Here is a 3,955-nt window from a genome sequence, read left to right on the forward strand (position 1 = left end):
TATTATTGCAAATTCACTAAAAAATCATGTATTTACGTATAGTGTTGTATTTAATTATTTTTTACCGATAATGGTTGTAATTACACAATTATTCCTCGGAACTTCATTACTGTTCCTTCCCGCATTGACTGTGAGGGATGGCTATATCCGTTGTCTCCTGCAGTCCGCCTGGGGAGGAGCGGACATCTCATCCGCGCCCGTGCAGGGGATTCACCGGAAAAGACAATCAGGAAATCCCGGAAATATTCGTCAGGGACGCGCGTAGTCAACGATCAGATTAGACGGAAAAGGTTGTGTGCACGATTTTTTTTGTCAAACACTGACAACATAAGGCTTGGCTAATTTATCGTCGAAACTGCAGTCAGCAAAATAAAGTTGTTTCGCAGGGAACTTAAGAGGGAGGTGAAAGAAAGAAGCTGAGATTTTCGTGGCTCCTCCTACTGGACTTGAACCAGCGACATACGGATTAACAGTCCGCCGTTCTACCGACTGAACTAAGGAGGAACTCAAAACATCGCCCGGCCCGGAAGCCGGAACTTTTGCATGGGCGTAATAATACGGATTTCAGTGCTGCTTGTCAAATAATTATTGTATTTTTCCCTGAGGCCGCCCTTTTTTGGCTGTTTTTCCGCCGTTTTTCCGGCTTCGGGGCGGATTTTGCTGTTTTTTTGCCTTCTCCGGGGCCCGGATTCAGTTTTGCTGTTACAATTTCAGGAGCTGCGCGTCCCCTGTCCGGAGCTTCCGGGCCGGAGAAGGCGGCTTTTTTTGAGATCACAGTTTTTCGGGAGGCTTTTATGCATCAGGAAGACGGGGGCAGATCCTTCAGGCTATGTTCATCCTACAGCCCGGCCGGGGATCAGCCCGAGGCCATCAGAGTTCTGACAGCGGGCATCAAGGCGGGGAAGCCGCGGCAGGTGCTTCTGGGCGTGACCGGCTCCGGCAAAACTTTCACCATGGCCAATGTGATTCAGAATGTGCAGAAGCCCACCATTATCATGGCCCACAACAAAACTCTGGCCGCTCAGCTTTACGGAGAGATGAAGGGCTTCTTTCCGGACAACGCCGTGGAATACTTTGTTTCCTATTATGACTATTACCAGCCTGAGGCCTATGTTCCGGCCTCCGATACCTATATTGAAAAGGATGCCGATATCAACGAGCATATCGAGCAGATGCGGCTTTCCGCCACCAAAGCTCTTCTGGAGAGACGGGACGTGATCATCGTGGCATCGGTAAGCGCCATTTACGGTTTGGGCGAGCCCCGGGAATATATGGAGATGCTGCTCAATCTGTCAGTGGGGGAGCCCATAACGCCTAAGAAGATCATGGACAGGCTTTCGGAAATGCTCTACACCAGGAATGAGCTGGATTTTCAGAGAACCACCTTCAGAGTTCACGGCGATGTCATTGACGTCTTTCCGGCCGAGTCTGATTCCCTGGCGGTGCGCATCGAGCTTTTTGATGATGAGGTGGAAAGAATCTCCACCTTCGATCCCCTTACCGGACATCTTCATGAGAATCTGCCCCGGGTTACCATCTATCCCAAAAATCAGTATGCCACCACTCAGGCGGTTATTAACCGGGCTCTCGGGGAAATCAAGACGGATCTTCAGGCCCGCTGTCAGGAGCTCCATGAAGCCGGGAAACTGGTGGAGGAGCAGCGGCTTTACGAAAGAACCATGAATGACATTGAAATGATGCAGGAGCTGGGGTACTGCTCCGGTATTGAAAACTATACCCGTTATCTCTCCGGAAAGAAGCCCGGAGAACCGCCTCCCTGTCTTTTTGACTATCTTCCGGAGGACAGTCTGCTGATAATAGACGAGTCTCATGAGACCGTCCCGCAGATCGGTGCCATGTATAAGGGGAATCTGTCCCGGAAGCAGACCCTGGTGGATTTCGGCTTCCGGCTGCCCTCGGCTTTGGATAACCGCCCGCTCAGGTTTGAAGAATTTCAGAAGATTCAGCCGCAGACCATCTATGTTTCGGCCACTCCCCGGGATTACGAGCTGGACGAGGCCGGGGGAGTGTCGGCAGAGCAGGTGGTGCGGCCCACGGGACTTCTGGATCCGGAAATCGAGGTACGTCCGGTGGCCAGTCAGGTGGATGACGTGATGAGCGAAATCCGCGCCTGCGCTCAGAAAAACCAGCGGGCTCTGGTTACCACCCTGACCAAGAGAATGGCGGAAAACCTGACGGAATACCTGGAGGAGCACCAGATTCGGGTACGCTATCTGCACTCCGATGTGGATACGGTGGAACGCATGGAAATCATCAGGGATCTCCGGCTGGGGAAATTTGACGCCCTGGTGGGGATTAACCTTTTGCGAGAAGGTCTGGACATGCCGGAGGTGGCGCTGGTGGCTATTCTGGATGCGGACAAGCAGGGCTTTCTGAGATCCGAAATGGCGCTTATTCAGACCATGGGGAGAGCCGCCCGCAATATTTACGGCCGGGCCATTCTCTATGCCGATACGGAAACCCCGGCCATGAAGGCGGCGATGAACGAAACCCGCCGCCGCCGTTTCAAGCAGGAAAAATTTAATAAGGAGCATCATCAGAAGCCAACGCCGCTGGTGAAGCCGGTAAATGATATTCTGGACATTGCGGCTCCTTACGGGAAGGGCGCGGAGATCCCGGCGGAGCAGGGGCTTTCCGGCGATCTTAAGAAGGATCTCTCCCGGATAAAATCGGATAAGGAGATTCTGGAGCTTATGAAGGCATATGAAGGAAAGATGAAGGAGGCGGCCCGCAACCTGAAGTTCGAGGAGGCGGCTCATTTCCGGGATCTGATGCGGGAGTGCGAAAATGTGATGAAAAGTCTTTGAACTCTTCCCCTGAATCGGAGTCTCCGGATCAGGACGGCTCCGGACATGTGGAAAATTTTGCGGAAATTTACTAGAATTGTCCTGCCGTTTTTCCTGCGGCTTTCTTTAAAAAAACAGGCAGCCGTCAAGGAAGAGAAAGACGGAGCCGTTATAATGGACGGACGGATCTGCGAGACCTCATGAAGGCTCCTAAAGCTTTCCACGATCCGTTTTCAGATGACTCGTTAAACAACAAGAAGAGGCAGTTTCAGATGAATTACTGTAAATATATCCCTATCGATGTTCTGAACGGGCTGGGAACCAGATGCACTCTTTTTGTTGCCGGCTGCGAACACCACTGTCCGGGCTGCTACAATCAGTCCACCTGGAATGTTAATGCGGGTTTTCCGTTCACCGATGAGATGTGCGACCAGATCATTCAGGATCTTAATGACACCAGAATCCGCCGGCGGGGGCTTACTTTGACCGGAGGAGACCCTTTGCTGCCGGCCAACGTTCCCGCAGTTAAGGCGATCTGCGAAAGAGTGCGGCGGGAATGTTCTCTGGACAAGGACATCTGGGTTTGGACCGGATACCGCAAGGATGAGCTTACCCCGGAGCAGCTGGAGGTGGTAAGCCTAATTGATGTTCTTATTGATGGCAAATTTGAACAGGATAAAAAGGATCCCTCTCTGGAATTCCGGGGCAGCAGCAATCAGGTGATCTACCGTTTCAATCGTTCCTACGCCGCCTGGAAAGCAGATCTTCCGGTGAAAAAGGACTGATAGGAGGCCGGCCCAGGTTACCGGTTAAAAACAGGGGCAATGCAAGTAATGCTCTTGCGCCCCGATGTTCCCGGATTTGGCTGACACCGTATCTCATTATCGTTGCCGCCGCAGTCATTAGTTTCTCAGACCTGAACCCCGTATCGGGGTTATCTTCCAGTCTCCATGCATGCAGAACTGACCATGTGTTGCATATCCATCAGGCGACTCTTCGCAGGATCAATCATTTACAGCAGGGTTATGTTGTTGCAAAATGCAATAGAATTTGCAAATAAGAATTTGATAAAGCCCGTTTTCTTGCAAAATGATAAAAAGCAGGATGTTCTCCTGACCTGTTCCTCGCATTCTTTCCTTAATGGCACT

At 51.4% G+C, this 3,955-nt stretch carries 3 protein-coding genes and 1 tRNA gene; 3 read left to right on the forward strand and 1 reads right to left on the reverse strand.

What is annotated here, in order from left to right; genetic code table 11:
- Window positions 1–265, forward strand: a 265-nt coding sequence (locus ACJROR_RS07540) for a hypothetical protein (RefSeq protein ID WP_406546587.1), incomplete at its 5' end; no start/stop codon positions are given.
- 163 nt (window positions 266–428) lie between these two features.
- On the opposite strand, the gene ACJROR_RS07545 is transcribed toward ACJROR_RS07540, so the two are convergent.
- A tRNA-Asn gene (locus tag ACJROR_RS07545) sits at window positions 429–504 on the reverse strand.
- 290 nt (window positions 505–794) lie between these two features.
- On the opposite strand from ACJROR_RS07545, the gene uvrB reads away from it, so the two are divergent.
- On the forward strand, window positions 795–2,828 hold the full coding sequence (gene uvrB / locus ACJROR_RS07550) for an excinuclease ABC subunit UvrB (RefSeq protein WP_406038601.1): 2,034 nt from the start codon (window positions 795–797) through the stop codon (window positions 2,826–2,828).
- 251 nt (window positions 2,829–3,079) lie between these two features.
- Entirely contained in the window at window positions 3,080–3,592 is a 513-nt protein-coding gene (nrdG, locus tag ACJROR_RS07555; RefSeq protein ID WP_406038621.1) for an anaerobic ribonucleoside-triphosphate reductase-activating protein, read from the forward strand.
- Window positions 3,593–3,955 lie beyond the last annotated feature (363 nt).

This window comes from Succinimonas sp., assembly GCF_045225735.1.
GTDB lineage: Bacteria > Pseudomonadota > Gammaproteobacteria > Enterobacterales > Succinivibrionaceae > Succinimonas.